The sequence below is a fragment of the Pseudomonas sp. TH15 genome (genome assembly GCF_016651105.1).
In the GTDB taxonomy this organism is placed as follows: domain Bacteria; phylum Pseudomonadota; class Gammaproteobacteria; order Pseudomonadales; family Pseudomonadaceae; genus Aquipseudomonas.
Genome location: NZ_JAEKEL010000001.1, coordinates 4068135 through 4093075 on the forward strand (window position 1 = coordinate 4068135; position 24941 = coordinate 4093075).

Genomic DNA, 24941 nt, shown 5'->3' on the forward strand with positions numbered 1-24941 from the left:
TTGAAAGTGTTATTCGCTCGATTGATGACGCTGGCGGTGGTGATTCTCGCCATTGTGCTCGGCTGGTTTGCCTGGGAGCACTACACCCGCGCACCGTGGACCCGCGATGCCCGGGTGAGGGCGGATGTGGTGACGCTGTCGGCCGATGTGTCTGGACGCATCATCAGCCTCGCGGTGCAAGACAACCAGCATGTCGACAAAGGCCAATTGTTGATGGAGATCGACCCGGCGCGCTACACGTTGGCCGTCGAGCATGCGCGGCGTTCGGTTGAAGTGGCCAAGGCAACCCTGGGTCAGTCGCAAGCTGCGATCGTGGCGAGCGAAGCGTTGCTCAAACAACGCCAGAGCGAAGAGCGTCGTCGCCGTACGCTCAAACAGGGCTTCGCGATTTCAGGCGAAGAATGGGAGAAATCCAGCACCGATGTGGCGGTGGCACAGGCCGATCTGTTGCGCAATCAGGCTAACCTCGGGCTGGCCGAAGCCAACGTGCAATTGGCGATTGCCGCGCAGACCCAGGCCGAGCTGGATTTGCAGCGTACCCGAGTCGAATCACCGGTCAGCGGCTACGTGACCAACCTGCTGACACGCGAGGGCGATTACGCCGTGAGCGGCGGAGCCTTGTTGGCGCTGGTCGACAGCGATTCGTTCTACATCAGCGGCTATTTTGAAGAAACCAAATTGCCGCGCATCGAGGAGGGGGATCGGGTGCGGATTCAATTGATGAGCGGAGAAACCTTCGGCGGGACGGTGCAGAGCATTGCTTTCGCCATCGCCGACCGCGAAAACGCGCCGGGCAGTCGGCTACTGGCCAATATCAACCCGAGTTACACCTGGGTAAAACTGGCGCAGCGGGTGCCGGTGCGCATTGATATCGATACTGACTATGCTGGCAAAAACCGCTTGCGCGCCGGGACGACAGCGACCGTTACCGTGTTGGAAGACAAGAAATCCGGGGATCAACACTGATCCTATGTGGGCGCGAGCCAGCTCGCGCCCACATAGGGTCGCATTCAATTTCGCCAAACCAAGGTGCTTGGCCATCCTGCGCTCAACCTTTGCGATTACCGGATAAAGGCCTGCAGGTCGCTGGTCAGCTTGCCGATCGCAGCCTTGAAGTCATTGGCGGTAATTTTCTGGCTGGCATTCTCCAGAGTCCCGCCGAAGACTTTGCGCACCACTTTGGCCACGGTCTGGTTGTATTGGGTGTCGATCAACTCAGCCTCGATGAACAGCGTTGTGTTTTGATCGCGATGTCCGGTTGCAGCGGAAACGCCGCCAACCACCGCCGCGACCGGGATCACTTCATACCACTTCATGCCCTCGTTTTCGGCATTCACCCCGGTGATCGCTGCCCGCAGGATCAGGGTTCTTGAGCCTTTCGGGACGAACTGCGTATTCGTCACCACCCGATATTTCTGGTTGAGGACGCCCACGGCTTGTTGGGTCATGTAGACCTGAAGTTCGCTGAGTGTCTGGCGGTTGACCCGTTCGTTGGGCTGCGGCGCCGGGTACAACTGCAGTTTGTCGAACACCACGGTGTCATAGGCGTTGGGGTTCCACGACGGGCTGACCCAGCGCATGGCTTTCTCGCCGCTGGTGGTGGTCACTTCCTGAAGGTTGTTGTAGTTGGGCAGGAAGCCCGAGTACTGGTCCTGCTCGGTGACTTTGGAGGTGCAACCGCCCAGCAACAGACTGGCTAGTGCGGCGCCGACGAATATTTTTCGGGACAAGTTCATAGTGCTGTGTGCTCCGTGGGGTGATGTCGTTATTTTTCGATAACGGTAGTTCAAAAACGCCAGGTCATGTTCCCGGTCACGGCTTGAATCCAGGCATTGTCGAACTGACCTGACGTTCGCACGCCTGATACGGTTTTGGTTTGATCCACCGGCATGTCGCCGAGCCAGACCAAGGCCCAGCTGACGTTGACGTCGGTATCCTTGTTCAGCGCATAGGTGGCTCCAGTGCCCAGGCGCCAGGATTCGCCCATGGGTGCGTTCAGCGTGCGGTTGGCGTCCGACACGGCACTGCTGTCATACGCCACGCCGACGTTCCACAACAGTTGACGGGTGGCTTGATATTGCGCGCCGAGCGCCAATTGCCAGGTGTCCTTGAAATGAGCGTTGACCGTGGTCGATTGCGAACCGGCCGCCGTGGTATCGACCTGCACCGCGACATCGCCGAACTGCGACCAGTCTTGCCAGTTCACCGTGGCCAGCAAGGCCCATTGCGGATCGAGTTGCTGGAAAAGGCTCAGGGTTGCGGTTTGTGGTACTTGCATGTCGAGTTTGGTGTTCAGCCCGTTCAGACGATCAAGTCCGGGACCGGTGCCGTGGATATTGAGCTTGTCTTCGAAATTCAGATCGACTTTGCTGGTGTAGGCCAGTCCGATCCGCGTGCCGGGTTGTGGGGCGTAGATCACACCCAGGTTGGCGCCATAGCCCCAAGTGCTGTCTTCGTATTTAAAATAGCCGTCGCTGCGGTTGGTCAGGCCAAATGGCGAGCGGTCGATTGCTGTCTGGTCCTGCAACATGCCATACATGGCTTTTACTCCAACGCCCACCGACCACTGATCGTTGAAGCGGTATGCCACGCTGGGCACCAGGGACAGCCCGGCAAGGCTGACGTTCTGCGCAAAATAGCGTCCGGACCAGTCATTGTTGTAGTTCGCCGCCAGCCCGAAGTCACCGTAAGAGCCAAAACCAACGCTCCAGTTGTCATCCAGTTGATGACTGATGAAGAAGCTACCGCCGGGGATGGGGTCCAGAGCATTGCCACTGCCGCGGCCTGTACCGTTGGTATTGGCGTCGCGGTCAAACGTCAGGTTGCCGTAAAGCACCTGCAAACCGCCGGTGATCTGCGTGCCCGGCAGATAACTGAGGCCGGCCGGGTTGCTCGCTATTGTCGACGGCCCTTGGGCGCGGGCGGCAGCGCCGGCGTTGGCCAGCCCGGCATTGTCGCTGCCGACTTCATAGAGAATGATGCCGCCCGCCCAAACGGGCTGGCAGCAAAGGGTGGCCAGGGTAAAAGCGGGCAGGGTGCGCATGTTGACAGGCATATGAATTCCCCTTTACCTCAAAGAACCTGCAGGCAAAGGGCGGGTCGGCTGACTTCAACCACCCCCGCCCATGCTGCGGTTACTTGGCCATGGCGGCTCGGGCCGCCTCGATCTTGGCCTTGACGGCATCGAGGTTGAAGCTCGCGCCTTTCTGCATCGGCGGATACTCGATCGCCGTCTGCGCCAGTTTGATCACCTGATCCTGCACAAACACGAAGCGCCAGAACTGGAACTTGAACCACTGGAAGTATTCCAGCGAGCCGCTGGCCGCCTGGTCTTCCGGCCAGCCCATGCGCTCGAACGGGTCGAGGCGCAGGTTGGTCAGGATCGGCATGTCCAGCGCGACCTTGGCGCCCAGCCAGCCACCGGGCTGATCGATAAAGCGATACTTGAAGTCATCGATACGAATCGCGCCCAGGGTGCTTTCGCCGAAGTAGAAGATTTCATGGCGATTTGATGGACCTTTGCCGGTGATCATCGGCGTCTGGTCATAGCCGTCGAGGTGAACCTTGTAGGTGGTGTCGCCCAGTTGTTTGCCTTTGAGCAGTTCAGCCGAAATGTTCGGGTTACCGGCCGCCGTGATGAAGGTCGGGAACCAGTCCATGCCGGACATGATGCCGTTGGAGATGGTGTTTGGCGGCACTTGGCCCGGCCAGCGAATGATCGCCGGTACGCGGAAGCCACCTTCCATCACCGTGCCTTTGCCCATGGCAAACGGGGTGGTACCGCCGTCCGGCCAGGTGAAGTTTTCCGCGCCATTGTCGGTGGTGAACATCACGATGGTGTTGTCATCCATGCCGTCTTTTTTCAGCTTGGCCATGACGTCGCCGACGATATCGTCAAGCTGCGCCATCCCCGCTTCCTGCTCCGACCAGCCATTTTGCGAATTACGCATCGCTTCGTATTTGTCAGACAGGTGCGTGACGATGTGCATGCGCGTCGGGTTGAGCCACAGGAAGAACGGTTTGTTGTCCTGTTTGGCCTTGTCGATGAAGGCGAAGGCTTTGGCTTGAATCTCGTCATCGACGGTTTTCATCCGGTCTGGATAAAGCGTCCCGGCGTCTTCGATTTTCTGTTTGCCGACCTTGCCCCAACGCGGCATGACAGTCGGGTCATCCGTGGCTGTCGCCCAACTGTGCACCATGTTGCGCGGGCCGACGGAATCCAGAAGCTCCTTCGGATAATTAGGGTGAGCGGGGTCTTCCATGGCGTCGAGGTGATAGAGATAGCCGAAAAATTCATCGAAACCGTGCACGGTCGGCAGGAACTGATTCAAGTCGCCCAAGTGGTTCTTGCCGAACTGGCCAGTGGCGTAACCCATGGATTTAAGTGCAGTGGCAATGGTCACTGCTTCGGCGGGAATACCAATAGGGGAGCCGGCCTGGCCGACCGTGGTCATGCCGGTACGAATCGGTAATTCACCGGTAATGAAATTGGCGCGCCCGGCCGTGCAACTGGCCTCGGCGTAGTAATCGGTAAAGCGCATGCCTTCATTGGCGAGTTGATCGAGGTTCGGTGTCCGACCTGCCATCATGCCCTGGTTGTAGACGCCGATATTGGACCAGCCGATATCATCGCCCATGATCACCACGATGTTGGGAGGCGGCTTGTCGGCGGCTTGCGCCATGCCGGGAGATACCATTGCAGACAACAGCATTGAAGCTGCAAATAGAGGAAATAGTCGTGTCCGGTTCATGTCGAGATCCAGTGAACTTGCGTTAACACCCGATGATGATCTCCCCGATCACCTCTTATTTGGATCCCCCGCGATGAGCGTAGGCATTAATTTTGAAATGACCAGTAATAAATTTTCAGTCGAGAGCGGTTGTATTACTGGCGCTACAACACGTTCTGACGCTTCAGATGCCAACTGACACGCCACGCACTGGCGGGCTGGACTAATTGTCAAGTTGAAGTAGTCTCAAACGACGCTGATAAATCAAGAACGAGGCTTAGTATGGTTATCAGAACTTTTTCCTTATTGGCCTTATCGCTATTGATTCTTTGCGGTTGTGGTAATCCCTACGAAGTCAATGCGGAAAACTGTGCGCCAGATAACTTTCTTAAGTTGCCGGACAACCAGAAACGCACAGACTTCATCGAAGCCTGCCTTAAGCGTCAGACGCCTTAGTCAGGCTCGGTAAGGCCTTCAACTGATTTGTCGGGAAGACCCTTGCCACTAAGCCCGGAGTGGCTCTACCAACTGAGGACAAACGGCGCAACGCCGCTGGATCGTCGGGGCGATGGGCGGAAGAAAAAACCGCACCGAACCTGGTAATGACCGCAGCCACGGCGTTCCGGCGTTGTCGCACTTTCTCCTGCGCAAGGTGCGGTAGTCGCGCAGCACAGCGAAAAAAACTCAGTCTCGCGCCCATAAAAAAGCCCCGCGACCGAATGAGACGCGGGGCGAAGAAATTGGTTGGTTACTGCCAACCAAAGGAGCTCTTTAAAAACTTACTTGCTGGCGACCGTCTCCGGTGCCCAGCCACCGCCAAGGGCTTTGTAGATCGCGACGATGCCGCGATACAGATCTACTTCGGCCTGGGCCTGGGTATCTTCGGCCGCCAGACGCTCACGCTGAGCATCGAGCAGGACGAGGAAGTCCACGGTGCCTTCGCGGTAGCGAATCTCTGCCAGGTCAGCAGCGGCGCGGCTGGATTCGCTCTGACGAATCAGCGAAATCAGGCGTTGCTGACGTTTACCGTAATCACTGAATGCGTTTTCCGACTCTTCCAGGGCCAGCAGCACTTGTTGCTCGTAGGTCGCCAAAGCGCCTTCAGCATCGGCGTTGGCACCGCGCAAACGGGCCCGAACGCTGCCCAGGTCAAACGCCGCCCAGGTGATGCTTGGGCCCAATGCCCAGGCGTTGGCCGCCGAGGAACCGATCTGTGAACCACGCCCGGCGGTAAAGCCGAGGAAGCCGCTGAGGCTGACCCGTGGAAACAAATCGGCCTTGGCCACGCCGATACGGGCGGTGGCGGAAGCCAGTTTGCGTTCGGCACTGAGGATGTCCGGGCGACGTTGCAGCAGTTCACCCGGATCACCAATCGGCAGGGCCTTGGCGATGGCAGGCAAATCCTTGGGGCTCAGGTCGACGGTCAGCTTGTCCGGACGTTCACCCAACAGGGTGGCGATGCGGTTTTTCTGCCGAACCTGTTCGGCCTGCAGTTGCGGTACGCTGGCTTCGACGGAAGCCAGGCGCGCATCGGCGCGGACCACATCGAGCTGATCGCCAACGCCGGCATCACGCAGGCTGACGGTGATCTTGCTCGATTCCTGCTGGTTCTTCAGGTTGGCCAGGGCGATCTTTTCGCGCAATTGCGCACCGCGCAGTTGACCGTAGGCGTCCACCAGTTCGGCAATCATGGTGACTTGCAGTTGGTACAGATCGGCTTCCGCCGCTTGCTGCTCGGCGTTGGCCGATTCCAGGTTGCGCTGGATACGGCCGAACAGGTCGATCTCCCACGCCATGTCCAGGCCCAGGTCATAGCGTTCGCTATTGACCCGCTGGTTGGTCTGGCCAGGGATTTGTCCCTTTGCCAAGTCACTGCTGGCGCGGCTGGTGACGGTTGGCATGGCGTCATTGCTGACGTCATCTCGAATCGCCCGGGCGGCTTTCCAGCGAGCGAAAGCGACCCGCAAATCACGGTTGCCGTCCAGCGATTGCGTCACCAACTGGTTGAGGGTCGGGTCTTCAAACTGTTGCCACCAGATGCCTTCGAAACGCGAGCGGTCGAAGTTCTTCTGACCGCTGGCGCCATCGGTGGCGGTCGTGATGTTGGCCGCCTCCGTGGCAGGGGTTTTATAGTCCGGGCCGACGGCACAGGCGCTCAGGGCCAGTACCAGCAAGCTCGGCAGGAAGGCTTTCAGGCTCATTGTTGCGACTCCAGTTTCAGGGCCTTGGCCGCTTTGCGCGCTTCACCGCGCTCCACAAAGTTACGAATCAACACGTAGAACACTGGCGTCAGCAACAGACCGAAGAAGGTCACCCCAAGCATCCCGGAGAACACCGCCACACCCATGGCATGACGCATCTCGGCACCGGCACCGCTGGAGAAAACCAGTGGCACAACACCCATGATGAACGCGAAGGAGGTCATCAGGATCGGCCGCAGACGCAGACGGCAAGCTTCGAGCACCGCCGCCAGAGGGCCGAGGCCTTCCTGTTGTTTATCCTTGGCAAACTCGACGATCAGAATCGCGTTCTTACAGGCAAGCCCCACCAGTACGATCAAGCCGATCTGGGTGAAGATGTTGTTGTCGCCGCCCGAAGCAATGACACCCGTGATGGCAGACAGCAGGGTCATCGGTACGATCAGGATCACCGCCAGTGGCAAGCTCCAGCTTTCGTATTGAGCCGCGAGCACCAGGAACGCCAGCAGTACGCAGAGCGGGAACACGAACAGCGCGGTGTTGCCGGACAGAATCTGCTGGTAGGTCAGGTCGGTCCATTCGTAGGTCATGCCGTTCGGAAGTTCATCCTTGAGCAGTTTCTCGATGGCCGCTTGAGCCTGGCCGGAGCTGTAGCCTGGGGCTGCCGCACCGTTGATTTCAGCGGTGATGAAGCCGTTGTAGTGCATCACGCGGTCCGGGCCCGAGGTGTCGCTGACCTTGATGAAAGTCGCCAGCGGGATCATTTCGCCTTTGTTGTTGCGTACTTTCAGCTGACCGATCTGGTCTGGCTCGAGGCGGAACTGTTGCTCAGCCTGAACGTTGACCTGGTAGGTACGACCGAAGCGGTTGAAGTCGTTGGCATACAGCGAACCCAGGTAGATCTGCAGGGTGTCGAAGATGTCGCTGACGGCCACACCGTGGGTCTTGGCTTTTTCACGGTCGATAGCGGCATCGACCTGCGGCACGTTCACGGTGTAGCTGGTGAACAGGGCGGCCAGTTCCGGCACGTTGTGGCTTTTGGTAATGATGTTCATGGTTTCTTTGTACAGCTCGTCGTAGCCCAGGTTGCCCCGGTCTTCGATCTGCAGACGGAAACCACCGATGGTGCCCAGGCCTTGTACCGGCGGGGGCGGGAAGATCGCCATGTAGGCTTCTTCGATCCCGGCGAACTTGCCGTTCAATGCACCGGCAATCGCACCGGCGGACATGCTCGGGTCTTTACGCTCGTCGAACGGTTTGAGGGTCACGAACACGATGCCGGCGTTCGGGCTGTTGGTGAAGCCGTTGATCGACAGGCCCGGGAAGGCCACCGCACTTTCCACGCCAGGCTGTTTCAGTGCCAGGTCGGACATGCGTTTGATTACGTCTTCGGTACGGTCCAGGCTCGAGGCATCCGGCAGCTGCGCGAAGGCCACCAGGTACTGCTTGTCCTGACCAGGTACGAAACCGGTCGGGGTGTTGGCGAAACCAAAGAACGTCAGCACCATCAAGCCAGCGTACAAGAGCAGGGCGATCCCGCTGCTGCGGATAACCCGACCTACAGTGCCGACGTAACCATGGCTAGCCTTCACAAAGAAGCGGTTGAACGGGCGGAACAACCAGCCACCGAAGATCTTGTCGAGCACCTTGGAGAAGCGGTCTTTCGGTGCGTCGTGGCCCTTGAGCAATACCGCAGCCAGTGCTGGCGACAGGGTCAGCGAGTTGAAGGCCGAGATCACGGTCGAAATCGCGATGGTCAGGGCGAACTGTTTATAGAACTGCCCAGTCAACCCGGAGATAAATGCCGCCGGGATAAACACCGCACACAGCACCAGCGCTGTCGCGATGATCGGGCCGGTCACTTCACGCATGGCGCGCTTTGTGGCTTCGACCGGGGTCAGTCCCAGTTCTATGTTTCGCTCGACGTTCTCCACCACCACGATGGCGTCGTCCACCACGATACCGATGGCCAACACCAATCCGAACAATGACAGGGCGTTCAGCGAGAAGCCGAACAAGTGCATCACCGCAAACGTACCGATCAGCGAAACCGGCACCGCCACCAACGGAATGATCGAGGCGCGCCAGGTTTGCAGGAACAGGATCACTACCAACACAACGAGGATCAGTGCTTCGAAGAGGGTGTGAACCACCGCCTCGATGGAACCGCGCACGAAGATCGTCGGGTCATAGACGATGCTGAAGTCCATGCCTTCCGGGAAGCTCTTCTTCAGTTCGGCCATCTTGTCGCGAACTTCGTTGGAGATCTGGATTGCGTTGGAGCCTGGACGCTGGAAGATCGGGATCGCCACTGCCGGCTGATTGTTCAGCAGGGAGCGCAGGGCGTATTGGCTGGAACCGAGTTCAACGCGGGCGATGTCTTTGAGGCGAGTGATTTCACCGTTATCGCCTGCGCGAATGATGATGTTCTCGAACTCTTCCTCGGAGACCAGACGCCCCTGAGTGTTAACCGACAACTGGAAGCTGGTGGCATTTGGCGCAGGAGGTGCGCCCAGAGCACCGGCAGCGACCTGACGGTTCTGCTCACGAATCGCATTGACCACATCGGTGGCGGTCAGGTTACGCGAAGCGGTTTTGTTTGGATCGAGCCATACCCGCAGGGAGTAATCGCCCATGCCGAACAGCTGCACATCACCAACACCACCCAGACGCGCCAGCTCATCCTTGATGTTGAGCAAGGCGTAGTTGGACAGGTAGAGCATGTCGTAGCGTTTGTCCGGCGAGGTCAAGTGGACCACCATGGTCAGGTCCGGGGAGGCCTTGTCCACGGTGATACCAATGCGCGTCACTTCTTCGGGAAGCTTCGGCTCGGTCCGGGTTACGCGGTTCTGCACCTGTACCTGCGCGTTGTCCAGGTCAGTGCCCAGCGCGAAGGTGATAGTCAGGGTGATCTTGCCGTCAGCGGTGGACTGCGAGGACATGTACAGCATGTTCTCGACGCCCGTGATGGCTTGCTCCAGAGGAGCGGCCACGGTTTCGCCGATGACTTTAGGGTTGGCACCCGGGAAGTTGGCGCGGACCACAACGGTCGGCGGAACCACTTCCGGGTATTCGCTGATCGGCAACTGGAACAGCGAAATAGCACCGGCGATCAGGATCAGCAGCGAAAGCACCGCTGCAAAGATCGGCCGTGAAATGAAGAATTGGGAAAAATTCATCGGAGTTGTCGTCCCTTAACCGCGTGGAGTCGCAGCAGCCAGTTTCACAACCGTACCCGGCGCGACCTTGGCAGGTGCTACTTGGGGCAGGTTGCTGGCTTCCAGCGCTTGTCGTTGTTGAGCCAGAGCGGCGAGGGTTTCCTTGGTGGCCATCGGGATCACTTCAGGGGTGACTGGCGAACCAGGGCGAACCCGTTGCAGGCCCTTGACGATGACGGTGTCATCTTTGTTCAGGCCGCTGCGCACGATGCGCAAGCCTTCGATTTTCGGACCCAGCTCGACCGCGCGGTACGCCGTTTTGTTGTCGGCATCCATTACCAGCACGAACTTTTTACCCAAGTCGGTACCGACTGCTTCGTCATTGATCAGCACGGCAGAGTAGGTGCCGCTGCCGACCAGTTTCAGACGTGCATAAAGGCCTGGGGTGTAAGTGCCATCGGTGTTGTCGAACACAGCGCGACCGCGAATGGTGCCGGTCTTCGGGTTGACCTGGTTGTCGACGAAGTTCATCACGCCCTGGTGCGGGTTGCCGTCTTCGTTGGACAGGCCGAGATAAACCGGGGTCGTTGCGCCGCGTTTACCCTGGCGAGCGAGCTGGGTGTATTTCAAGAACACACGCTCGTCGGCGTCGAAGTAGGCGTAAACCTTGTCGGTGGACACTACGCTGGTGAGCGCTGTGGTATCGGCGGTCACCAGGTTGCCGGCAGTGATTTCCGCACGGCTGACGCGACCGCTGATCGGCGACGTCACGCGGGTGAAGCTCAGGTTGAGTTTGGCCAGATCCAGTTGTGCCTGGAGGGCACCGACGGCCGCGCGGGCTTCCTGGGAAGCGCTGGTGCGCGAGTCGGCCAGTTCGGCGGAGATCGCGTTGCTGGTCCGCAGGCGTTCACCGCGTTGGGCTTCGTTTTCGCTACGGGTGGCGTTGGCACGGGACTGGGCGACCAGTGCTTCTAGGCGGCGGACCTCTGCCTGGAACGGACGCGGGTCAATCTGGAACAGCAAGTCGCCTTTCTTGACCAATGCGCCTTCAGTGAAGGTTACTTCATCGATCTGACCGGAGACCCGTGGACGAATTTCTACAGTTTCTGGCGCTTCGAGGCGCCCGGTGAATTCGTCCCACTCGTTGACGGGTTGCTCCAGCACTTTGGCCACGCTGACTTTCGCCGCTGGCATGCTGGCGGCAGTCTGAGGAGCCTTGCCGCAAGCGCTCATCACCACCACGGCCAATAAGGCCAACGGGAAGCGCAAATGTTTGAATGACTGTTCCATGGATGCATCCGCCAATGTATTGAGAATGGACGGATGATGCTCGGAGGGGCTGTATCGCACGAATCGAATGAGGCAAAGGTAACTATCATTCGGAATGATATAAGACCGAGGCAAGCCCTCTAGCATGCACCTTTCGTTAGGGCGCTATCAATATCCGTGATGAAAGTTTCATGATGTGTTGCGTGGCAAGTAACGGGGCAAATCCGGATCCCAGAAACAAAGAGACGGCCATGAAGGCCGTCTCGATCAGCTAGATGCCGATGTCTATCAGTTGATGCCTTTGCGGTTCGGACCGAAGCGGTTCGGGCCCGGCTGGCTGTCTTGCGCCAGGAACACCAGGTTGACGATTGGCAGCAACAACCACCAGCCGCTGCGATCAGTGTCGTGCATACGGCGTACGCCAACGGCCAGGCTCGGCAGGAACAGCGCCAGGCTGTACACGTTGTACAGGATGCCGCCGGTTTTCAGCAGTGCATCGAGAACACCGATAACAATGGAGATGCCCAGGTTGATCAGAAAGAACATCCAGTATTCACGGCGAGTGGCACGGCCCTGAAACACGACATAGTTCTTCAACGCTTCCACGTAAGGGTTACCCGTCGAAATAGCGGGGCCCTGTACATTGGACTGTTGGGTTGCTTGAGGCGCGCCGCATTGCGGACAGGCGACAGCCAGGCTGCTGATTTCCTTGGCACAACCACGACAAAAAACCATGCTCATATTTTTTCCCTAAAATTAGTCTAACGACAGTCCAACGAAAACAAGCGTCGCAATAGCTGACATAACAACTCCAGCGATCGCTAGGCTATTTCCTGGTTTTTTTTGATTGATGCTGATGATGCCGCAAATGAGACCGGCGACAGAAAAGAGGCCCAGGCCGAAGAGGGTATCTCTGTCCCATTCGGAGTCATCAAACAGAGAAAGTATGCAGATGATGCCCAATATCAACGAGGTGATGGCCAGCCACGGCGCACTGACGCCATTCGTTGCAGCAAGTGCAACGTGTTGGCTCGCTCCGCACTGGGGGCAAGTCGGGGCTGTCTCGTGAAGTTCCTTGGCGCATGCGCGACAAAATACCATTGTCATCGTTTTCCTTAACTGAGTGCGAAATCCTCGACCATCCATCGGCCGAAGCGGCGCTAAATTAAACTTTATTACCAGATTTGTCATCCGGCACTTCGCCATTATCGTGTTTTAGATTTAAACGGATGTACAAATAGCCGGAAAACATGTCGCATTCCTTATTGGATGCGCCTGTTTGCACGGCGTCGGAAGTTGTACTTGAAACGGTTCATGACATTACGCGGTGCGCCATAAACGCCGTACAGACCGGATTGGGCGACTGCTGAATTCACTTCTTCGGGACTGTGGAACGCTTGACCGGTCCCTTGCTGCTCAACATGCGTCGTGCCGCGTGCACCGCGCGCTCGGAAAGTGCCTCCATGCGCGGTGACTGCAAAGCCCAGGCATGCCAATAAAGCTCCACATCGGTGAAATGCTCCGGTGCCAGATCGACCAGTTCGCGGCTTTTCAACAAATCGCTGACTTGCATGTGCGGCACCATTCCATAACCGAGACCACGGCGTATGGCTTTCAGTCGCGCCTCTGGAAGGGACAGGTAGTGAGTAGGGTAGGCGTCCGCGTGCAGGCCGAAGCGCGACTGCATGAAATCGGATTGCAGGGTGTCCTTGCGTGAATAGGCAAATACCGGTGCCTTGCGCGCTGCCGTTCGGTTCAGACCCTTGGCAAACCAGCGCTGCTCAAAAGCAGGCGAGGCGACCAATTGGTAGCGCATCGACCCCAACAGTTCGGCGAAACAGCCGCGCATCGGCTCTGAGCGCGTACCGATGCAGCCGATGACCTGACCACTTTCGAGCAACGCGTAGGTGTGATCCTGATCGTCGACCACAACGTCGAGCAAAATACTCTCGTTGACGAATATGTCGGCCAGTGCAGGAAAGAACCATGTCGCCAAGGTATCGCCATTGACCGCGATGACCACACGCAGGTGATCTTTTTCATCGGTCAGATCGTTGAGCAGTTCTTCTTCGAGCACCGTCGCGCGGCGCAGATAGAGCAGCAGTTTTCTTCCCGTCTGAGTCGGTTCGCACGGTCGTCCGCGTACAACCACTGAGCTGCCCAGACGAACTTCAAGGGCGTGGATCCGTTGCGACACCGCTGATGGCGTGACGTTAAGGCGTTCCGCTGCCTGTTCGAAACTGCCGCTGTCGACCACGGCGAGGAATGCCTGCATCTGTTTCGCATCGAGTTGCATGGCCGTGGCTCTCGTTAAGTTTTTCTAATCGAGACTGAAAGATACTTCGTTTTTCTTCACCTTGACACTGAACTCCTCAATCATTCCGTCACGGCGACAGCGCAACACGCCGCCCAGTGTCATCGAAACGGCGGATGACAGCATTGATGCGTTACTGAACCCCAAGGGTGAGCGTTATGAGGAATCAAATGTCCAGCGTCCGATACTTGCCATGAAACTCAATATGATTATTGCCGTGAGCGCTGTCGCATTGGTCGGCAACTATCTTTGGCAATCCCACGACTTGAGGCTTGGGCCTTATGAATATCAAGCGTCGACGCCTGCACCATTGTCGAACCACGCACACTCAGGGGCTCGGCAGTTGGCCTTGAATGGCGCCAACAAGAAGTGTGCATCGTTCGGCAAGCAAATCGGTGAGTTTGATGTGCAATCGCGCCAGCCGGGCGATCCGGCGAGTGAAACGGCCAGCGTGACGTTCGTTTGCAAGTGATCGCCCTCAATGCCATCCGAGTCAGTCCAAACCTATTGCTACCTTTGATTAATCGGCGGTGAAACCATGAAGATCCTGATTGTTGTTTTATTCGCGGCACTCTTGAGTGCCTGTGTAACGTCTGTTCGTGACTGGTCCCGGCCAGGCGCAACGGCTGCTGAGCTCCAGCACGATCAAGCGCAGTGCCAGTACCAGGCAAAAGCGGCGACCGCGAGTTACCACTCGACACCGGCGGCCAACGATAAAACCCACGGCATGGGCAGTGCCGTCGGTGATGGCATCGTCATTGCGGAAAAACAGGTCGACCTGACCAACGATTGCATGCGCCTCAAAGGCTACGACGGCCAGTAAGCAGCGCACGACTCTGGGCTGGATGAGTACTCCCATGCGCTCATCCAGAGTGTCGTTGCTGCGGGACAAGTGAGGATTTTTTACGGTACAGTCGACCTCGAACCACCTGTCGTGTGATGCTTTTCGGCAATGGGTGAATCTTAAACCGACAGTTGGGCACCGATCGTCAGTGCATAAACGCAGACGATCATCGATAGAGTAATACGAACTTTAAATGAGCAATTCTACGGCTACAACTAACGACAACTGGCACCCGGTCATTGCGCTGGCGCTGGCTGCGTTTGTGTTCAATACCACCGAGTTTGTGCCGGTCGGTCTGTTGAGTTCGATCGGCAGCAGCTTCGACATGTCGACGGCTCAGGTCGGCCTGATGTTGACCATCTATGCGTGGGTGGTGTCCCTGACGTCGCTTCCCGTCATGTTGCTAACGCGTAACATCGAGCGGCGCAAGCTGTTGATCGTTCTGTTTGGGATGTTCATTGCCAGTCACGTTCTGTCGAGTCTGGCTACAAGCTTCGGTGTCCTGTTGCTGAGCCGGATCGGCGTGGCGCTGTCGCATGCACTGTTCTGGTCCATCACCGCGTCTTTGGCCGTGCGCCTTGCGCCACCGGGTAAGCAGGTCCAGGCGTTGGGCTTGCTGGCAACCGGTACTTCCCTGGCGATGGTGCTGGGGATTCCCCTCGGCCGGTTGTTGGGCGAGGCCATGGGCTGGCGCACCACCTTTATCGTGATCGCTGTGTTGGCGGCAACGCTGGTGTTCTGGCTGGCCAGGGTCCTGCCGTTGTTACCCAGTCAGAACTCGGGCTCTCTCAGAAGCCTGCCCCTGTTGTTCAAGCGACCGGCACTGGTGGCAATCTATGCGCTGACGGCGTTGGTGGTGACCGCACAGTTCACGGCCTACAGCTACATCGAGCCCTTCGTTCAGGTGGTGGCCGGCTTGAGTGGCGATGTGGTGACCTTCATTCTTTTATTGTTCGGTGGCGCCGGTATTTTCGGGTCGCTGCTCTTCAGTTGGCTGCACCGCTATAGCCCGCAGCGCTTTCTGATCGTGAGCGTGGTGTTGCTCACATTGTGCCTGACGTTGCTGTTGCCATTGAGCGGCAAGGTCTCGTATCTGGGGACGCTGAGTCTGTTCTGGGGAATGGCGATCATGGGTTTTGGACTGGCGTTGCAGTCGAAGGTCCTGGTGCTGGCTCCGGACGCTACCGATGTGGCGATGGCGATGTTTTCCGGGATCTACAACATCGGCATTGGCGGCGGCGCATTGCTTGGCAGTTGGGTCGGCGGCCAGTTCGGTTTCGCATACATCGGGATCGTTGGCGGCATGCTGGCGGCATTGGCGCTGTCGTTCTACTGCCTGTCGATCTATCGATTGAAGAGCGGCGGGGCTGCGGTTTAAGCCGCCGTTGCTCGACGGCAAATCGATTTTCAGAGACGGCTCATAGACCTGCTCATCGCGTTATTGCGCATGTTGTTTTTATCGAGGATTGAAGGCCTCAACGTGAACCCGAGGCTGATTACCGCTCGGGAGATCGATGCTATCGTTCGTCAATAATGAGATGAATAGCGGAATCATGAGTCGCATGAACACAAATCGTGATCAATTTCCCTTGCCCGAAGACCTCAAGGTCTTTCTGACCGTCATACAAAAAAATGGCTTTGCGAGTGCGGCCCAAGCGTTGGGATTTTCCCCTGCCTACATCAGCAAGCGTATTTCCATCCTTGAGTCGACGCTGTCTACCAAGTTGCTGCACCGCACAACACGCCGTATCGCACTGACCGATGACGGCGAGCGGGTGCGGCGCTGGGCAGAGAAGTTGCTCGGGGACCTCGACGACTTTCTTGGCGAAATATCCCAGGCGCGGCATCAGCCCACGGGCGCCCTGCATATTTGCAGCAGCTTCGGTTTTGGCCGCAATCACGTTGCCCCGGCGCTGTGCAAACTGTCGCAGACCTACCCCAGACTCGACATTCGTCTGGACGTGTTCGACCGGGTCGTCGATATCGTCGGTGAGGGCTTTGATCTGGAGATACGCGTGGGCGATGACCTGCCGGGTCAGCACCTGGGGCGCAAACTGGTGAGCAATCGGCGGGTGTTGTGTGCGACGCCGGATTATCTGAAGCGCAGGGGCATGCCGCGCTCACTCGATGACCTGAAAGAGCATGATTGCCTGGTACTGAAAGAGCGCGATAACGCTTTCGGCGTGTGGACTCTGGCAAAGGATGATCAGGAAGAATCGGTGCGTGTCAGCGGCCCTTTGTCCTCTAACAATGGCGAGATCGTCCTCGAATGGGCATTGACCGGCGGCGGGATCCTGTTGAGGTCGATGTGGGACGTCAAACCGATGCTGGAACAAGGCCGGCTGGTGCAGGTGCTTCACGAATATTCGCAGAGTGCCAACGTGTGGGCGGTCTACCCGACGCGGCTCAGCCAGTCGGCAAAACTGCGGGTCTGCGTCGAGTTTCTCGAAGAGTATTTTCGCGATCTTTCTGTGGACTGAGGCGGGGGCGGCAGATCGAACAACTGATCCACCGCCAATACCCTGCGTGCAGTTACAGCCAGGGATTTTCCGCCAGGTGTCGAGCTTCAAAATGGCGAATTTGTTCTGCACGTTGCAGCGTGGTGCCGATGGCATCGAGGCCGAGCAGCAGCGACTGTTTGCGCAACTGCTCGATTTCGAACGCAATCACTGAGCCGTTGGCCAGGTGGATGGTCTGCTCGGGCAAGTTGACGCTGATCGTTGCCGTTGCGGCGACGCTGACAAGCCGGGCAATCTGGCTGAACTGCGCCTCAGACAGTTGAATGGCCAGTACGCCATTGCGCTGGCAGTTGTCGTAAAAAATGCCGGCGAAACGGGTGCCGATCAGCGCCCGGATACCCACCTGCTTCAAACCCCAAACGGCGTGCTCGCGACTCGAACCGCAACCAAAATTAGGCCCGACCACCAAGAACGCCGCGTCGCTCCAGGCCGATTGGTTGAGGATGAAGGCCGGATTCGGCGCCCCTGATTCGAGGAACCTCAAATCAAAAAACAGGCCTTTGTCCAATCCCTGGCGATCAATGCCCTTGAGGAATTGCTTGGGCATGATCACGTCGGTGTCGATGTTGGCCGCCAGCATCGGCGCAGCTTTACCGCTGACTTGAGTGAAGGGTTGCAGGCTCATGCGCGGTCTCCAAAGTGACGAATGTCGGTCAGGCGCCCGGTGATGGCGGCCGCAGCGACCATCGCCGGGCTCATCAGATGGGTGCGGGCGCCGGCGCCCTGCCGGCCTTCGAAATTGCGGTTGGTGCTGGAAGCGCAGCGGTCGCCTGGGGCCAGCACATCGTCATTCATTGCCAGGCACATCGAGCAGCCGGACTGGCGCCATTCGAACCCGGCATCGATAAAGATCGCCGCCAGGCCTTCGGCTTCGGCCTGATCGCGCACCTCCGTTGAGCCCGGCACAATCATCGCCCGCACATGGCTGGCGACGTGTTTGCCGCGCACCACGCTGGCGGCATCGCGCAGATCTTCGATGCGGGCGTTGGTGCAGGAGCCGATAAAGGCATGGCTGATGACGATCTCGCTCAGCGGCATGCCGGCCTCCAGGCCCATGTAGTTCAGGGCGCGGCGCATGTCCTGGCGCAGGATCAGGTCGCTGACGGCTTGCGGGTCCGGGACCCGCGCGCCGATGGGCGAGGCCTGGTCCGGGCTGGTGCCCCAGGTGACCATCGGTTCCAGAGTGCTGGCATCCAGTTCAACTTCGCAGTCAAACTGCGCGCCCGCATCCGTGTGCAGGGTGCGCCACTTCTCCACCGCGCGATCCCACACCTTACCTTTGGGTGCCCGGGGTTTGTCCTTGAGGTAGGCGAAGACTTTCTCGTCCGGCGCCATGAAGGCGCCGCGGGCACCGGCCTCGACCGCCATGTTGCAGATGGTCATGCGCGCTTCGACGCTTAAGGCATCGATGGTCGAGCCGCGAAATTCTATGGCATACCCAGTGGCGCCGGATGCGCCGATCTGGCCGATCAGCGCCATGATCACGTCCTTGGAAGTCAGCCCGGTGGCCAGTTCGCCGTTCACGGTCACGCGCATGCTTTTCAGGCGTTTGTAGACCAAGGTCTGGGACGCCAGCAGGTGTTCGATCTCCGAGGTACCGATGCCGAAACCGAAGGCCCCGAGGGCGCCGTAAGTGGTGGTGTGACTGTCGCCCGCGGCGATCACCATGCCCGGCAGGATAAAACCCTGCTCCGGGGCGATTACGTGTTCGATGCCCTGGCGCTTGTCGAGGATGTCGAGCAGTTCGATGCCGAAGTCCCGGCAGTTTTCCGCCAGGTACGACACCTGCCGCGCACCGCCGGCATCCGGCATCGCGGCGATACGCACCGGCGCCGTCGGGTTGACGTGATCGACCACCGCCAGTGCGGTTTCCGGGCGCCAGACATTGCGTTTGGCCTCGCGCAGACCGCTGAAGGCTTGAGGGCTGGTGTATTCGTTGATGACCTGGCGATCGATATACAACAGGACATGGCCCTGATCATCGAGCGGGCAGACAGTGTGGCTATCGATGTGCTTCTGGTAGAGCGTTCTGGGACTGTTCATGAAGTGGGCTCTTTCAGGGTCTTGTGCAAGATGTCTTGTGCGAGATCAGGGGTCACTTATGAACAGCATATTCATCTCGAATGCTTCATCAAGAGCAGTAAAGCGAAGGCGTTGCGCACGTATCGTGAACAATTAAATGCACTGAGCAGGTGAGCAGGGCGCAGAGCTCGAAATTCAGGGCACCGCGCTCAAAAATACGAATGCGAATACATATCAAATGCTAGCGAGTTGCTATACCATGCGCCGCGATTTGTTGGCTCGTATGCCATCCCTTTTGGCTCTTTTCACAAGGTTTCCTAGATGCGTCGTACTCTGGTCTCTATGTGTGTGCTTCAGGCGTTTTCCGCTTCCTCTTGGGCTGAACAAGCCAGCCCTGACCAAGCCAGCCTGGAATTGCAGGCAACCGACATTGTCGGCATTGCAGACTATGAGACCGCGCTAGGGCCGGTGACCGGGTATCGAGCGACCCGTTCGGCCAGCGCAACACGCACCGACACCTCCATTCACGAAACCCCTCAGTCCATCAGCGTAGTGACCAAAGACGCCGTTGAGGACATCAGCGCCACCCGTTTGCAGGACGCCCTCGATTACGCCGGCGGGGTCGGGCGTGCCAACAATTTCGGGGGCAGGGCCTGACCACCTTCACGGTGCGCGGCTTCACCACCGGCGAGTTTTATCGCAACGGTTTCCCGATCAATCGCGGTTACCCGAACATGCCTGACGCCAACACCATCGAACGCCTGGAAGTGCTGCGCGGGCCGGCGACCATGCTCTATGGCCGCGGCGATCCGGGCGGCACGTTCAACGTGGTTTCCAAACAGCCTCTGGCCGTACCGACTGTGACACTGGGTAGCCAACTCGATGATCAGGGGATGCAGCGCGCAACGCTGGACGCCTCCGGCCCGCTGGATGAAGAAGGGCGTCTGGCCTATCGCCTGAATGTAGTGGGAGAGGGTGGCGACACCTTCCGTGATCACGTCGAAACCGAGCGCTACGGCGTGACGCCGGTGCTGAGCTGGCAGGCCACCGACGACACCAGGATAACGTTCGAAGGTGATTTCATGCGCAACAATCACCCGCTGGACCGCGGTGTGACGCGCTATGCCAAACAAAACGGCACGGCGTCCCGTGACACCTTCTTCGGTGAAAAAGACGTCGGCAAGTTGCACAACGACAACAACATGGCGCAGTTGCGTTTTGAGCACCTGCTCAATGACAACTGGACGTTGGGTGGCGGATTCCAATGGCTGGACGGGTCGTTGCAAGGCAATGCCATCGAAGCCAATGGTATCGCCGCCGACGGACGCACCCTGGGCCGCAACTTCAACTATCGCAAGCTGGAGTGGACCGACAAGGATACCCAGCTCAACCTCACTGGGCACTTCACCCTCGGCGGTTTCGATCACACGCTGCTCACTGGCGTCGAATACGAGGATTACGACTACAAGTCGATCATCCAGCGCTCCAGCGGTGCGGTCAGTGCGTATCCGATCGATATCTTCAACCCGGTGTATGGTCAGCCGCGTCCAGCCTTGACCCGAACCCCGACCCACGACAAAGAAAACCTCAAGACCTACGCTGCGTTCGTCCAGGATCAAGTGGCCCTGACCGAGCGTTTGAAAGTCCTGGCGGGCGCACGTTTCGAGCGCTTTGAGCATGACTACGAAACGTATGTGCCAGGCAGCAAAAACTGGCAGGCCAGCGACAATGCGGTGACGCCACGCATCGGGCTGACCTACGACCTGACAGACACCGTAGCGATTTACGCCGACACCGCACGCTCGTTCAAGCCCAATACCGGTGCCAGCCGCGAGGGCGGTGGGTTTGAGCCGGAAAAGGGCAAATCCTATGAACTGGGCGTCAAGTGGCAAGCGCTGGACAACCAACTGAGCGTCGATGCCGCGATCTATCAGATTGAAAAGCGCAATGTGCTCACCACCGATCCTGTCGATTCGACCTTCAGTGTCGCTGCCGGTGAAGTGCGCAGCCGTGGTTTCGACCTCAACGTTGCTGGCAACCTGACGCCGCAATGGCGCGTGATCGGCGGCTACGCCTACGTCGATGCCGAAGTGACCAAGGACAATGTCATCAAGTCCGGCACTCGTCTGATGAACATTCCGCAAAACAGCTTCAGCCTGCTCAACGTTTACGAGTTTCAGGATGGCGCACTCAGAGGATTGGGGCTTGGCACGGGGCTGAAATACGTCGATGAGCGTGCCGGGCAAACGGCGAACACTGCGTTCTCGATGGGCAGCTACACCGTTGTCGACCTGCTCAGCTACTACAAGGTCAACGACAAGGTCAGGCTCAACCTTGATGTGAAAAACGTTGGCAACGCGGACTATGAGGAGGGCGCTTTCGGCAACGTCTACGCCTATCCGGGGGCGCCGCGTACGGTGCAGGTCGGTATTTCCTACACCCTGTAAAGTTGCTTGGGGTTATGGCGCGGAACAGCCATGTTCTGCGCCATATCTCCTGACGCTGCCATTTGTTCAAGCAGCGATGGGTATTGTTACGCGCTACCGTTCTGCACCTTTCTGGCGCTCGCAATGAGCAATCAAGTAGCAATTGTCGCGTTGGCTGCCAGAGCATCCGATGCATCATCCCCAGCAATATTTCCCCGATCTCATTTCAAATCAGTCGCTTGAGCTATTCCGACGCAATCTGGCACGCATTCTGCTTTTTCGTATCCGTGGATAATTGGATACAAAAATTCAAAAGGCGATGTCAATGACGTTTGTCCCTGTCTATACCGAGCGTCAACCCATCACCGCGGAGGAGGAGGCTTACAACTTTCTCCTGGAAGCCATTTGCAAGGGCCGTTACCGAACCGGCGAAAGACTGATCGCCGAGGACATTGCGGGTGAAATCGGCATGAGCCGAATGCCGGTGCGCGAAGCTTTTCGGCGCCTGGATGCCGAGGGTTTGGTGATTCTGCGGCCCAATCGTGGCGCCATAGTCCGAGGTTTGAATATCGAGGAAATGCGTGAGGTCTTCGAAATGCGCAGCGCCCTCGAAGGCCTGGCGATCCGGGTGGCCGTACCCAAAATCACTGAGCGTCAGTTCAGCCATCTGGAGCGCCTGCTGGATGAAATGGACGACTACCGTGAAGACGGCGCCGAGTGGGTCAGTCGCCATCGCGCCTTCCATGAGTACCTGTGCAGCCTGAGTGAGCGCCCTCGATTACTCAAGCAGATCAGTGCGCTTTATTCGCTGATCGAGGCGCCGATGCGCCTTTGGTTGCAACACGTGGAAAAACCGCTGAGTGCGCGTCAGGAACACGCGGTGATCCTCGACGCCATTCGCGCGGGCGATGCAGCCAAAGCAGAAGTGGTGGTGCGTGAGCACATCGAAGGCACGGTTCCCGAGTTGATCAAGTTTCTGCAAACAGAAAAATAATTGTAGAGCGGGCCATGAGCCTGCCGGTGTTTTGACTTTGAGTACTGCCCCGTTACTAACCGAACTGGAGTGTCTGGTCATGCATAAGTCTCGCCTGTTAATGGCGGCAATCTCTCTCGGGCTCTGCACGCAGTGGGCGGTCGCCGCGCCGACCGTGCCGGAGCGCCTGCTCAAGGTCGACAAACTCACGTACTGCTCGGGCATGGATTCACCGCCGCTGGTGTCTTTCGATGAAGCGCAGAAACCCAAGGGCCTGACGGTCGACCTCGGCCTGGAAATCGCCCAGCGCCTGGGCGACAAGAAAGTCGAATGGCGGATTTCCCCGTTTGCCGGCCTGATCCCGGCGTTGCTGGCGCAGCAGTGCGACATGATCGTGGATCAGCTGTTCGACAAGCCCGAGCGCCGTGAGGTGATCGACATCGTCAACTTCATGTATTCCAGCCAATCGATCGTGGTGCCCAAGGGCAACCCGAAATCGGTGCAGACCCTGGAGGACTTGTCCGGGCTCAAGGTTGCGGTCAGCAACGGTTCGACGATCCGCGTCCTGCTCGGGGCTGAGAACGACAAGTTGGTGGCTGCCGGCAAGGCACCGATGAAGCTGGTGGTCTACAACGTCGATGCCGATGCCTTTCAGGCGTTGCGCATCAATCAGGTGGACGCTTTTGGTACCACTGTCGAATCCGCCGGGCACTACCAGCAACTCGCTCCGGACCTGTTCCAGTCCGCCGTACCCGCGTTCAGCCGGATTCTCACCGGTTTTGGTGTACGTAAAAACGACCCGCAGTTGAGCGCCGCCCTGGCCGAGGTCTTGCAAGACATGCGCGCCGACGGCAGCTATGCCGCGTTGCTCAGTAAATGGCATGTCGACGGTGACAAACTGGACTGAGGGCGCCCCTGATGAACTTCAATTGGAATGTGTTTTGGCAGTACCTGCTGCAGCCTAGTGATGTCTACCTGACGGGGCTCGGCCTGACGTGCCTGATCAGCGTCTCGGCGATGTTGCTGGGGTGTGCGCTGGGACTGGTGGCAGCGCTGATGAAGCTGTCACGCAACCCGCTGTTGCAGTACCCGGTGCGGTTTTATGTGTGGCTGATGCGCGGAACGCCGTTGTTGGTGCAGATCGTTTTTCTCTACACGGCGCTGGCAGCCGGGGGGATTTTCCGTTTTGAAGACCTGGACCTCGGCTGGTTCATCGTGCCGGGTAACATCCAGGCGGCGATCCTTGCCCTGGGCCTCAACGAAGGCGCGTACATGGCCGAGATCATTCGCGCCGGTATCGGTGCCGTGGACAAAGGTCAGTACGAAGCCGGGCGCTCCCTGGGGATGACCTTTGGCAAACTCATGCGGCGCATCGTCCTGCCCCAGGCTTTCCGCGTGATCGTGCCGCCGCTGGGCAACGAGTTCAACGTGATGCTGAAAAACACCACGTTGGTCAGTGTCATCGGCGTGCAGGAACTGCTGCTCAGCACCCAAATGGTCACCTCGTCGACCTTCCGGGTGTTCGAGCTGTACCTGGTGGTCGCCATTTATTTCCTGTTCCTGACCACGCTGTGGGGGTTTTTCCAGCGCTGGCTCGAGACGCGGTTCGGGCAGTCTGACCGGCCGGCACCGGCGGTTGGTCGAATGTTCGGTCGCCGCACCCTGAAACTGCTAAGAGGGCGTTGAACATGGCGCACATGAGTGAAGAACTGGTCATCGAAGCGCTGGATATTCACAAGTCCTTTGGCGACCTGGAGATTCTCAAGGGGATCTCCCTGCAGGTTCGCCGCGGTGAAGTGGTGGTGCTGATCGGCGCGTCCGGTTCCGGCAAGACCACCTTTATCCGCTGCATCAACTTGCTCGAAGACATTCAGTCGGGGCAGATCCGCGTCAGCGGCCAGCCCATGGGGTATCGCACCCTGGCCGACGGCAGTCTGGTGAAGGATTCGGAGCGCAACATCGCGCGTCAGCGCCGGGACATCGGCATGGTGTTCCAGCGTTTCAATCTGTTCCCGCACATGACCGCGCTGGAGAACATCATTGAAGCGCCGGTTCATGTCTTGGGCGTGACGCGCAAGGCTGCAGTGGCACAGGCGCAGGCGCTGCTCAAGCGAGTGGGGCTGGCCGAAAAGGCCGATCACTACCCGTCGATGTTGTCCGGCGGCCAGCAGCAGCGGGTGGCGATCGCCCGGGCGCTGGCGATGAAGCCCCAGGCCATGTTGTTCGACGAACCCACCAGTGCCCTGGACCCGGAAACCGTGGGCGAAGTGCTGCAGGTGATGAAGGAGTTGGCCGAGGAGGGTATGACCATGGTGGTGGTCACCCATGAGATGGGGTTTGCCCGCGAAGTGGCCGACCGGGTGGTGGTGCTTGATCAAGGGGAATTGATCGAACAGGGACCACCCGAACAGATCTTCAGCCAGCCCAGCCATGCCCGCACCCGTGCCTTTCTCAGTCGGGTTCTGTGACATTCACAAGGATATCGACG

At 58.5% G+C, this 24941-nt stretch carries 21 protein-coding genes and 1 pseudogene; 11 read left to right on the top strand and 11 right to left on the bottom strand.

Annotated features, from left to right (window positions below; genetic code table 11):
* Positions 1-966 (top strand): HlyD family efflux transporter periplasmic adaptor subunit, encoded by a 966-nt coding sequence (locus tag JFT87_RS18200; RefSeq protein ID WP_201203417.1) that lies wholly within the window; start codon positions 1-3, stop codon positions 964-966.
* Positions 967-1061: 95 nt separating this feature from the next.
* Here the strand turns inward: JFT87_RS18200 and JFT87_RS18205 are convergent, their stop codons facing one another.
* The 3 genes from JFT87_RS18205 to JFT87_RS18215 form a co-directional block, all read right to left on the bottom strand.
* Positions 1062-1736 (bottom strand): DUF3313 domain-containing protein, encoded by a 675-nt coding sequence (locus JFT87_RS18205; RefSeq protein WP_201203419.1) that lies wholly within the window; start codon positions 1734-1736, stop codon positions 1062-1064.
* Between the two features lie 50 nt (positions 1737-1786).
* Positions 1787-3055 (bottom strand): OmpP1/FadL family transporter, encoded by a 1269-nt coding sequence (locus JFT87_RS18210; protein ID WP_201203425.1) that lies wholly within the window; start codon positions 3053-3055, stop codon positions 1787-1789.
* Positions 3056-3134: 79 nt separating this feature from the next.
* A complete protein-coding gene (locus JFT87_RS18215; RefSeq protein WP_201203427.1) occupies positions 3135-4751 on the bottom strand; it encodes an arylsulfatase in 1617 nt (538 codons plus the stop codon).
* 261 nt (positions 4752-5012) lie between these two features.
* Here JFT87_RS18215 and trbK point away from each other — a divergent pair, with 261 nt between their 5' ends.
* Entirely contained in the window at positions 5013-5186 is a 174-nt protein-coding gene (gene trbK, locus JFT87_RS18220; RefSeq protein WP_201203429.1) for an entry exclusion lipoprotein TrbK, read from the top strand.
* A gap of 323 nt (positions 5187-5509) precedes the next feature.
* On the opposite strand, the gene JFT87_RS18225 is transcribed toward trbK, so the two are convergent.
* From JFT87_RS18225 to JFT87_RS18250, 6 genes are all read right to left on the bottom strand, one after another.
* Positions 5510-6931 (bottom strand): efflux transporter outer membrane subunit, encoded by a 1422-nt coding sequence (locus JFT87_RS18225; RefSeq protein WP_201203431.1) that lies wholly within the window; start codon positions 6929-6931, stop codon positions 5510-5512.
* Complete coding sequence (locus JFT87_RS18230) at positions 6928-10107, bottom strand: efflux RND transporter permease subunit (RefSeq protein WP_201203433.1); 3180 nt, start codon at positions 10105-10107, stop codon at positions 6928-6930. Before JFT87_RS18230 ends, JFT87_RS18225 begins: the two co-directional genes overlap by 4 nt.
* A 15-nt stretch (positions 10108-10122) precedes the next feature.
* Positions 10123-11376, bottom strand: a complete 1254-nt coding sequence (gene mexE / locus JFT87_RS18235) for a multidrug efflux RND transporter periplasmic adaptor subunit MexE (protein WP_201203435.1) — start codon at positions 11374-11376, stop codon at positions 10123-10125.
* A 267-nt stretch (positions 11377-11643) separates the two neighbouring features.
* Complete coding sequence (locus JFT87_RS18240; protein ID WP_201203437.1) at positions 11644-12096, bottom strand: DUF805 domain-containing protein; 453 nt, start codon at positions 12094-12096, stop codon at positions 11644-11646.
* Positions 12097-12111: 15 nt separating this feature from the next.
* The gene (locus JFT87_RS18245) at positions 12112-12462 is read right to left on the bottom strand and encodes a DUF4190 domain-containing protein (RefSeq protein WP_201205257.1); all 351 of its coding nucleotides are present in this window, start codon (positions 12460-12462) and stop codon (positions 12112-12114) included.
* Positions 12463-12727: 265 nt separating this feature from the next.
* Positions 12728-13651 carry an HTH-type transcriptional regulator ArgP gene (locus tag JFT87_RS18250; RefSeq protein WP_201203439.1) on the bottom strand — a complete coding sequence of 308 codons (924 nt, stop codon included), beginning with the start codon at positions 13649-13651 and terminating at the stop codon, positions 12728-12730.
* Between the two features lie 61 nt (positions 13652-13712).
* On the opposite strand from JFT87_RS18250, the gene JFT87_RS18255 reads away from it, so the two are divergent.
* The 4 genes from JFT87_RS18255 to JFT87_RS18270 all read left to right on the top strand — a co-directional run bounded on the left by JFT87_RS18255 (position 13713) and on the right by JFT87_RS18270 (position 16993).
* A complete protein-coding gene (locus JFT87_RS18255; protein WP_201203441.1) occupies positions 13713-14141 on the top strand; it encodes a hypothetical protein in 429 nt (142 codons plus the stop codon).
* A 66-nt stretch (positions 14142-14207) separates the two neighbouring features.
* Positions 14208-14492, top strand: coding sequence for a hypothetical protein (locus JFT87_RS18260; protein ID WP_201203446.1), 285 nt, complete (start codon positions 14208-14210; stop codon positions 14490-14492).
* A 214-nt stretch (positions 14493-14706) separates the two neighbouring features.
* On the top strand, positions 14707-15891 hold the full coding sequence (locus JFT87_RS18265; RefSeq protein WP_201203447.1) for a sugar transporter: 1185 nt from the start codon (positions 14707-14709) through the stop codon (positions 15889-15891).
* A gap of 184 nt (positions 15892-16075) precedes the next feature.
* A complete protein-coding gene (locus JFT87_RS18270) occupies positions 16076-16993 on the top strand; it encodes a LysR substrate-binding domain-containing protein (RefSeq protein WP_201203448.1) in 918 nt (305 codons plus the stop codon).
* Between the two features lie 52 nt (positions 16994-17045).
* On the opposite strand, the gene leuD is transcribed toward JFT87_RS18270, so the two are convergent.
* Both leuD and leuC read right to left on the bottom strand, forming a co-directional pair.
* Positions 17046-17657: a 3-isopropylmalate dehydratase small subunit gene (leuD, locus tag JFT87_RS18275; protein ID WP_201203449.1), complete on the bottom strand. Its 612-nt coding sequence runs from the start codon at positions 17655-17657 to the stop codon at positions 17046-17048.
* Complete coding sequence (gene leuC / locus JFT87_RS18280; RefSeq protein WP_201203451.1) at positions 17654-19075, bottom strand: 3-isopropylmalate dehydratase large subunit; 1422 nt, start codon at positions 19073-19075, stop codon at positions 17654-17656. Before leuC ends, leuD begins: the two co-directional genes overlap by 4 nt.
* Positions 19076-19375: 300 nt before the next feature.
* Here leuC and JFT87_RS18285 point away from each other — a divergent pair.
* The 5 genes and pseudogenes from JFT87_RS18285 (at position 19376) to JFT87_RS18305 (ending at position 24921) form a co-directional block, all read left to right on the top strand.
* A pseudogene (locus JFT87_RS18285) lies at positions 19376-21501 on the top strand (TonB-dependent siderophore receptor).
* 304 nt (positions 21502-21805) lie between these two features.
* A complete protein-coding gene (locus JFT87_RS18290; RefSeq protein ID WP_201203453.1) occupies positions 21806-22474 on the top strand; it encodes a GntR family transcriptional regulator in 669 nt (222 codons plus the stop codon).
* A gap of 79 nt (positions 22475-22553) precedes the next feature.
* Positions 22554-23360 carry an ABC transporter substrate-binding protein gene (locus JFT87_RS18295; RefSeq protein WP_201203454.1) on the top strand — a complete coding sequence of 269 codons (807 nt, stop codon included), beginning with the start codon at positions 22554-22556 and terminating at the stop codon, positions 23358-23360.
* Between the two features lie 11 nt (positions 23361-23371).
* On the top strand, positions 23372-24139 hold the full coding sequence (locus tag JFT87_RS18300) for an amino acid ABC transporter permease (RefSeq protein WP_201203455.1): 768 nt from the start codon (positions 23372-23374) through the stop codon (positions 24137-24139).
* A gap of 2 nt (positions 24140-24141) precedes the next feature.
* Complete coding sequence (locus JFT87_RS18305; RefSeq protein ID WP_201203459.1) at positions 24142-24921, top strand: amino acid ABC transporter ATP-binding protein; 780 nt, start codon at positions 24142-24144, stop codon at positions 24919-24921.
* The last annotated feature ends 20 nt before the right edge of the window (positions 24922-24941 follow it).

What these genes read in the sequence shown, in the direction of transcription:
- JFT87_RS18205 (WP_201203419.1), bottom strand. Translation starts at nt 1,736, where the DNA reads ATGAACTTGTCCCGAAAAATATTCGTCGGCGCCGCACTAGCCAGTCTG.
- JFT87_RS18210 (WP_201203425.1), bottom strand. Translation starts at nt 3,055, where the DNA reads ATGCCTGTCAACATGCGCACCCTGCCCGCTTTTACCCTGGCCACCCTT.
- JFT87_RS18215 (WP_201203427.1), bottom strand. Translation starts at nt 4,751, where the DNA reads ATGAACCGGACACGACTATTTCCTCTATTTGCAGCTTCAATGCTGTTG.
- trbK (WP_201203429.1), top strand. Translation starts at nt 5,013, where the DNA reads ATGGTTATCAGAACTTTTTCCTTATTGGCCTTATCGCTATTGATTCTT.
- JFT87_RS18225 (WP_201203431.1), bottom strand. Translation starts at nt 6,931, where the DNA reads ATGAGCCTGAAAGCCTTCCTGCCGAGCTTGCTGGTACTGGCCCTGAGC.
- JFT87_RS18230 (WP_201203433.1), bottom strand. Translation starts at nt 10,107, where the DNA reads ATGAATTTTTCCCAATTCTTCATTTCACGGCCGATCTTTGCAGCGGTG.
- mexE (WP_201203435.1), bottom strand. Translation starts at nt 11,376, where the DNA reads ATGGAACAGTCATTCAAACATTTGCGCTTCCCGTTGGCCTTATTGGCC.
- JFT87_RS18240 (WP_201203437.1), bottom strand. Translation starts at nt 12,096, where the DNA reads ATGAGCATGGTTTTTTGTCGTGGTTGTGCCAAGGAAATCAGCAGCCTG.
- JFT87_RS18245 (WP_201205257.1), bottom strand. Translation starts at nt 12,462, where the DNA reads ATGACAATGGTATTTTGTCGCGCATGCGCCAAGGAACTTCACGAGACA.
- JFT87_RS18250 (WP_201203439.1), bottom strand. Translation starts at nt 13,651, where the DNA reads ATGCAACTCGATGCGAAACAGATGCAGGCATTCCTCGCCGTGGTCGAC.
- JFT87_RS18260 (WP_201203446.1), top strand. Translation starts at nt 14,208, where the DNA reads ATGAAGATCCTGATTGTTGTTTTATTCGCGGCACTCTTGAGTGCCTGT.
- JFT87_RS18265 (WP_201203447.1), top strand. Translation starts at nt 14,707, where the DNA reads ATGAGCAATTCTACGGCTACAACTAACGACAACTGGCACCCGGTCATT.
- JFT87_RS18270 (WP_201203448.1), top strand. Translation starts at nt 16,076, where the DNA reads ATGAACACAAATCGTGATCAATTTCCCTTGCCCGAAGACCTCAAGGTC.
- leuD (WP_201203449.1), bottom strand. Translation starts at nt 17,657, where the DNA reads ATGAGCCTGCAACCCTTCACTCAAGTCAGCGGTAAAGCTGCGCCGATG.
- leuC (WP_201203451.1), bottom strand. Translation starts at nt 19,075, where the DNA reads ATGAACAGTCCCAGAACGCTCTACCAGAAGCACATCGATAGCCACACT.
- JFT87_RS18290 (WP_201203453.1), top strand. Translation starts at nt 21,806, where the DNA reads ATGACGTTTGTCCCTGTCTATACCGAGCGTCAACCCATCACCGCGGAG.
- JFT87_RS18295 (WP_201203454.1), top strand. Translation starts at nt 22,554, where the DNA reads ATGCATAAGTCTCGCCTGTTAATGGCGGCAATCTCTCTCGGGCTCTGC.
- JFT87_RS18300 (WP_201203455.1), top strand. Translation starts at nt 23,372, where the DNA reads ATGAACTTCAATTGGAATGTGTTTTGGCAGTACCTGCTGCAGCCTAGT.
- JFT87_RS18305 (WP_201203459.1), top strand. Translation starts at nt 24,142, where the DNA reads ATGGCGCACATGAGTGAAGAACTGGTCATCGAAGCGCTGGATATTCAC.